Genomic DNA, 6,042 nt, shown 5'->3' with positions numbered 1-6,042 from the left:
GCTAAACACAGCAAAACGCTTCTTCGCAAACTCAACAAAACGCCGCCCGCGCAGAAATGCCGGGCGGCGTTTTGCTGTGCCCACAAGGGGCGGGACGGGGCGGTAGCGCGACCGGCTGTTGGCGGCCGGTCACACATCCAAGGTCGTCGCGTGATTGCTGCTGAAAGCGCCCCTGGCCTTCGGTGCCTCCGAAGACCCGCACACGCGGCCGGACCGACCATCACGCCGTGCGATCGCCCAAACGCACTTGTCTGATCCGGCCTTGCCGGGCCCGCGTAGACTCCCCATGACGTCCGTCCTTCATCATCCGCACGTTCCGCCGATGCGGCGCCTAGCATTGTGGCGACATCGCCGGCTAATGATCCTCGGGTTCGCCCTAATCCCGCTGCTCGGGATCTCTATCCTCGCGCTCATGTCGCCGCTGACCCTGCTCAACACTGCCGCCCGCTTCGGGGCTTATGACCGCGTGACCGGCATCGCCTATGGCGCCGATCCGCGCCAAAAGCTCGATGTCTACCGCCCGCGCGGGGAGGGGCCGCATCCGGTCGCGGTGTTCTTTTATGGCGGCAGCTGGCAGGAGGGCGACCGAGCGCTCTACCGCTTCGTCGGCGCGGCGCTGGCCAGCCGAGGCATCCTCACCATCATTCCCGATTACCGCGTCTATCCGCAGGTGCGCTTCCCGGATTTTCTCGACGATGCCGCGGCGTCGGTGCGCTGGGCGCGCGACCATGCGGCGTCGCAAGAGGGGGATCCCGACCGTCTCGTGCTCCTCGGCCATTCCGCCGGGGCGCATATCGCCGCCATGTTGGCGCTCGATCCGCAATGGCTGGAGAGTGCCGGGCTCAGCCCTCGCGACATTGCCGGCATGGCGGGCCTCGCCGGTCCCTATGATTTCCTGCCGCTGAAAGACCCGGTGCTGCAGATCATCTTCGGGCCGGAGACCAAACGCGACCGCACGCAGCCGATCAATTTCGTCGCGCCGGACGCGCCGCCCTTGCTGCTGATCGCCGGTGCCAAGGACCGGACGGTCGATCCCGGCAACAGCACGCGGCTGGCCGAGCGTGCCGCCCGGGTCGGGGCGCAGGCCCGCGCGGTGATCTATCCGAACCTCGACCACCGCACCATTCTGGGCACGGTGTCGCCGCTGCTGCGCCCGCTTGCGCCGGTGCTCGATGACATAACGCGCTTTGTCGTCACGGTCACCGCCAAGGCAAAAGCCGGCTAAGTATCGTCGGTTGACCGTCAGCTCCGCGCATTGCCGCCGCTGGCGCCGCGCCGCCGCGCGCCAAGAACATTGCGGATCGAGAAGCTGGAGTGGATGCGCAGCACGCCGGGCAGCGTCGACAATATGTCGGTGTGGATGCGCTCGAAATCGCCCGCATTCTGCGCCTCGACCCGTAGCAGATAATCCGAGCCGCCGGTCATCAGATAGCATTCGCGGATCTCGGGATGGCGGCGCACCGCCGCCTCGAAGCGGTTGAGATAATCCTCGGTCTGTCGCTCCAGCGTGATGTTGACGATGACCGCCAGCGCCGGCTCGCCGGCATTATGGTCGATCAGCGCGGTGTAGCCGCGAATGACTCCCGCGCGTTCCAGCAGACGGATGCGGCGCAGGCAGGTGGAGGGCGACAGCCCCACCTCGGCCGCGAGCTTGGCATTGCTCATACGGGCGTTGAGGCGCAGCAAGCGCAGGAGATTATGGTCGGTGGCGTCGAGGGTGGCCATGGGCGTCGTGGATGATCCTGCGAAAGTCTCGCAGATTATGCCGTTATCTCCAATAAAATGAAACAACCGTGCATCAAATGACCGCCTCTTGCTGATATCGCGCGGTATCCTGTTGGTATCCTTTTCAGCGGGCCTCGGCGATTGGCGGGCGCCCTCGGGTCGCATGAGGCGAAGACCATGTCGCGTGAGACGTATGTGACGTCCGATTGGGACATAGCGCCCGGCCAGCTCACCGTCGATCTCGGGGCGCTGCGGCGCAATTACGCGGCGCTCGTCCAGCGCGCGGTGCCGGCGCGGGTGGCCGGCGTTGTTAAGGCCAATGCCTATGGGCTCGGGGCGAACCTCGTCGCGCCGGCGCTCTACACGCAGGGTTGCCGGGATTTCTTCGTCGCCCAATTCTCCGAGGCGCTGGCGCTGCGGCCGATCCTTCCCGCCGATGCGGCGGTCTATGTGCTGAACGGCCTCGCCCCCGGCGCGGAAGAGGCGGCGCGGGCGGCCGGTGTCATTCCCGTTCTCAATTGCCTCGAGCAGGTCGACGCCTGGGCGGCGCTCGGCCGGGCGCGCGGCGTTGAACTGCCGGCGCTGATCCAGCTCGACAGCGGCATGTCCCGCCTCGGCCTCGCGCCTTACGAAGTGGAGGCCCTCGCCGCCGCCCCCGCGCGGCTCGACGGGGTCCGCCTGCTTTATGTGATGAGCCATCTCGCCAGCGCGGATGAGCCGGCGAGCGTGCAGAATGGCGAGCAGCTCGGCGCAATGAACCGGCTGGCAGCGGCCTTTGCCGGCGTGCCGCTGTGCTTCGCCAATTCCGGCGGCATCTTCCTCGACCCGGCTTTTCGCGGCGCGCTGGTGCGCCCGGGCATCGCGCTTTATGGCGCGGCGCCGACGGCCGGCGTGCCGAACCCGATGGAGCCGGTGGTGCGGCTCGATATCCGCGTGGTGCAGACCCGCAGCGTGCCGGCCGGCGCGAAGATCGGCTATGGCGGCGCGCATGTGGCGGCGGCGCCGATGCGGCTGGCGACGCTGGCGGCGGGCTATGCCGATGGCATTCCGCGCCATCTCAGCGGCAGCGGCGCGCTCTATCTCGGCGAGACCCGCTTGCCCATTATCGGCCGTGTCTCCATGGACAGCCTGACGGTCGACATTTCCGCTGTGCCCGAGGGCGCGGTGAGCGCCGGGCAGATGCTGGAATTCATCGGCCCGCACCAGACGCTCGATCAGATCGCGGCTGCGGCCGGCACCATTTCCTATGAGATACTGACCCGGCTCGGCACGCGCTACCAGCGCCGTTATGCCGGGGCCGAGGCAGCCTGAGACCCGAGCGGAAGCACATCATGAAGATCGTCATCCTCGGCGCCGGGGTCATCGGCGTCACCACCGCCTACTATCTCGCCCGCGACGGCCACGAGGTCACCGTGCTGGACCGCCAGCCCGGCCCGGCGCTGGAGACCAGCTACGCCAATGCCGGCGAGGTCTCGCCCGGCTATTCCTCCCCCTGGGCGGCGCCGGGCATTCCGGTGAAGGCGATGAAGTGGCTGTTCATGAAGCACGCCCCGCTCATCATCCAGCCGCGCATGGATGTGGCGACGCTGCGCTGGATGGCGCAGATGCTGCGCAACTGCACGGCCGAGCGCTACGCCGTGAACAAGGGGCGCATGGTCCGCCTCGCCGAATATAGCCGTGACTGCCTGATGGAGATGCGGGCGGCCACCGGCATTTCCTATGACGAGCGGATGCAGGGCACGCTGCAGGTGTTCCGCACCCAGAAGCAGATCGACGGCATCGGCAAGGATATCGAGGTGCTGAAGGCCGACGGCGTCGCCTTTGAGTTGCTCGACCCCGCCGGCTGCGTCGCCGCCGAGCCGGGTCTCGCACCGTCGCGCCACAAGATCGTCGGCGGCCTGCGCCTGCCCGGCGACGAGACCGGCGATTGCTTCAAGTTCACCAGCGCGCTGGCGACGCTGTGCGAGGGGCTGGGCGTCACCTTCCGCTACAATGTCAGCATTGACGGCCTGCGCGTCGAAGGCGGGCGGATCGCCGCCGTGCGCACGGGGCAGGGCGAAGTGGCCGGCGATGTCGTCGTCGCCTCGCTCGGCAGCTACACGCCGGCGCTGCTCGCCCCGCTCGGGCTCGACCTGCCGATCTACCCGGTGAAGGGTTATTCCATCACCGTGCCGATCATTGAGGCGGCGCGCGCGCCGGTCTCCACCGTGATGGACGAGACCTACAAGATCGCCATCACCCGTCTGGGCGACCGCATCCGCGTCGGTGGCATGGCGGAGATCGCCGGCTTCAACCACGATCTCTCCCCCGCGCGCCGGGCGACGCTGGAGCATTCGGTCGAGGATCTGTTCGGCGGCGCCGGTGACCAGTCGCAGGCGACCTTCTGGACCGGGCTGCGGCCGATGACGCCGGATGGCACGCCCATCATCGGGCCGACGCGGGTGGCCAACCTGTTCATCAATGCCGGTCACGGCACGCTCGGCTGGACCATGTCCTGCGGCTCGGGCCGGGTGCTGGCCGACCTCGTCTCGGGTCGGAAGCCTGCCATCGAGGCGGGGGATTTGGCGCTGGCGCGCTACGCGTGAGGCGGGCCGGAGGAAACAGGTTTTTCTTCAAGAGAAAAATTTATTCCACCTGATTGACCGGCAAACGCGCCGCGCCTACAAGCTTCCTGGACACCAATCTTTAGGGAGCGCCCCCGCATGTGCGGCATCGTCGGCCTGTTCCTCAAGGATCCGAAGCTGGAGCCGGAACTCGGCGCCCTGCTGTCGGATATGCTCGACATCATGTGCGACCGCGGGCCGGATTCGGCCGGCTTCGCCGTCTATGGCGCGGGCACGCCGGGCTTCGTGAAGCTCACACTGCGCGGCCCGGCCGGCACCGACTTCGCCGCCCTCGGCGCGCAGATCGGCCACCCCATCCTGCCGCGCGACACCCATGCGGTGCTGAGCGTGCCGGTGGCGGAAGAGGGGCTCGTGCGCGCCGCCCTCGCGCGCATCGCCCCGGAGCTGCGCGTGGTCGGCGCCGGCAGCCGGATGGAGCTCTATAAGGAAGTCGGCCTGCCGCTCGACGTCGCCCGCCGCTTCAAGCTGGAGACCATGTCCGGCACTCACGCCATCGGCCACACCCGCATGGCGACCGAGAGCGCCGTGACCACGGATGGCGCCCACCCCTTCTCCACCGGCCCGGACCAGTGCCTCGTGCACAACGGCTCGCTGTCGAACCATGCCGGCGTGCGCCGCCGCCTCGCCCGCGAGGGTGTGAAGGTCGACACCGAGAATGACAGCGAGGTCGCCGCCGCCTACCTCACCTACCGCATGCGCGGGGGCGATAGCCTGGGCGAGGCGCTGGAGCATTCGCTGGGCGATCTCGACGGCTTCTACACCTTCGTGGTCGGCACCGAGAGCGGCTTCGGCGTGCTGCGCGATCCCATCGCCTGCAAGCCGGCGGTGATGGCCGAGACCGACAGCTATGTCGCCTTCGGTTCGGAATACCGCGCGCTCGCCAATTTGCCGGGCATCGGCACCGCCCGGCTGTTCGAGCCGGAACCGGCCAAGGTCTATTTCTGGGACCGCGCCGCATGAACGCCCTGAACCGCGCCATTCCCCGCGTCCCGGACGAGAGCACCGTGAACTTCGATCTTGCCACCGCGCCGCTGCGCGAGCTCAACGCCGCCCTGCACAAGCTGACGGCCGAAAGCAACGAGACCTATTGGAAGGTCGCCAACCCCGCCGGCCTGCACGCCATCGCCGCCGGCCTCAACGCCCCCGTCACCGTCGAGATCGACGGGCCCGTGGGCTATTACTGCGCCGGCATGAACAAGCTGGCCCGCGTCATCGTCAACGGCACGGCCGGTGTCGGCGTTGCCGAGAACATGATGAGCGGCTTCGTCCATGTGAAGGGCGATGCCAGTCAGGCCGCCGGTGCGACCGGTGTGGGCGGCACGCTGGTGATCGACGGCAACGCCTCGGCGCGCTGCGGCATCTCCATGAAGGGCATCGACATCCTGGTGAAGGGCTCGATCGGCCATATGAGCGCCTTCATGGCGCAGGCCGGCTCGCTCGTCGTGCTCGGCGATGCCGGCGAGGCGCTGGGCGACAGCCTCTATGAGGCCAAGCTCTTCGTGCGCGGCTCGGTCGCCTCGCTCGGCGCCGACTGCATCGAGAAGGAGATGCGCGAGGAGCACAAGGCGCTGCTGGCCGAAAAGCTCACCGCTGCCGGCATTCTCGGCGAGGTCGATATTGGCGAGTTCCGCCGCTATGGCTCGGCCCGCACCCTCTATCATTTCCACGTCGACAACGTGTCGAGCTACTGAGG

At 68.0% G+C, this 6,042-nt stretch carries 6 protein-coding genes; 5 read left to right on the top strand and 1 reads right to left on the bottom strand.

Annotated elements, in window-relative coordinates:
- Positions 1–358 precede the first annotated feature (358 nt).
- Positions 359–1,225, top strand: coding sequence for an alpha/beta hydrolase (locus tag AncyloWKF20_RS13860; protein WP_279314614.1), 867 nt, complete (start codon positions 359–361; stop codon positions 1,223–1,225).
- Between the two features lie 17 nt (positions 1,226–1,242).
- On the opposite strand, the gene AncyloWKF20_RS13855 is transcribed toward AncyloWKF20_RS13860, so the two are convergent.
- Positions 1,243–1,725 carry an Lrp/AsnC family transcriptional regulator gene (locus AncyloWKF20_RS13855; protein ID WP_267584877.1) on the bottom strand — a complete coding sequence of 161 codons (483 nt, stop codon included), beginning with the start codon at positions 1,723–1,725 and terminating at the stop codon, positions 1,243–1,245.
- 177 nt (positions 1,726–1,902) lie between these two features.
- On the opposite strand from AncyloWKF20_RS13855, the gene alr reads away from it, so the two are divergent.
- The 4 genes from alr to AncyloWKF20_RS13835 all read left to right on the top strand — a co-directional run bounded on the left by alr (position 1,903) and on the right by AncyloWKF20_RS13835 (position 6,040).
- Positions 1,903–3,036, top strand: coding sequence for an alanine racemase (gene alr / locus AncyloWKF20_RS13850; RefSeq protein WP_279314613.1), 1,134 nt, complete (start codon positions 1,903–1,905; stop codon positions 3,034–3,036).
- A 20-nt stretch (positions 3,037–3,056) separates the two neighbouring features.
- Positions 3,057–4,310: a D-amino acid dehydrogenase gene (locus AncyloWKF20_RS13845; RefSeq protein WP_279314612.1), complete on the top strand. Its 1,254-nt coding sequence runs from the start codon at positions 3,057–3,059 to the stop codon at positions 4,308–4,310.
- A 117-nt stretch (positions 4,311–4,427) separates the two neighbouring features.
- Positions 4,428–5,309, top strand: a complete 882-nt coding sequence (locus AncyloWKF20_RS13840) for a glutamine amidotransferase family protein (protein ID WP_279314611.1) — start codon at positions 4,428–4,430, stop codon at positions 5,307–5,309.
- Positions 5,306–6,040, top strand: coding sequence for a protein glxC (locus AncyloWKF20_RS13835; protein WP_279314610.1), 735 nt, complete (start codon positions 5,306–5,308; stop codon positions 6,038–6,040). The genes AncyloWKF20_RS13840 and AncyloWKF20_RS13835 overlap by 4 nt, the downstream gene beginning before the upstream one ends.
- Positions 6,041–6,042: the final 2 nt, after the last annotated feature.

Origin of the sequence: Ancylobacter sp. WKF20, from assembly GCF_029760895.1 — a bacterium.
Lineage (GTDB): Bacteria > Pseudomonadota > Alphaproteobacteria > Rhizobiales > Xanthobacteraceae > Ancylobacter.
This window is presented reverse-complemented; position numbering and strand designations above follow the sequence as displayed.

Bases quoted from the DNA above. Each gene is read 5' to 3' on its own strand.
- AncyloWKF20_RS13835 (WP_279314610.1), top strand. From the start codon at position 5,306: ATGAACGCCCTGAACCGCGCCATTCCCCGCGTCCCGGACGAGAGCACC.
- AncyloWKF20_RS13840 (WP_279314611.1), top strand. From the start codon at position 4,428: ATGTGCGGCATCGTCGGCCTGTTCCTCAAGGATCCGAAGCTGGAGCCG.
- AncyloWKF20_RS13845 (WP_279314612.1), top strand. From the start codon at position 3,057: ATGAAGATCGTCATCCTCGGCGCCGGGGTCATCGGCGTCACCACCGCC.
- AncyloWKF20_RS13860 (WP_279314614.1), top strand. From the start codon at position 359: ATGATCCTCGGGTTCGCCCTAATCCCGCTGCTCGGGATCTCTATCCTC.
- alr (WP_279314613.1), top strand. From the start codon at position 1,903: ATGTCGCGTGAGACGTATGTGACGTCCGATTGGGACATAGCGCCCGGC.
- AncyloWKF20_RS13855 (WP_267584877.1), bottom strand. From the start codon at position 1,725: ATGGCCACCCTCGACGCCACCGACCATAATCTCCTGCGCTTGCTGCGC.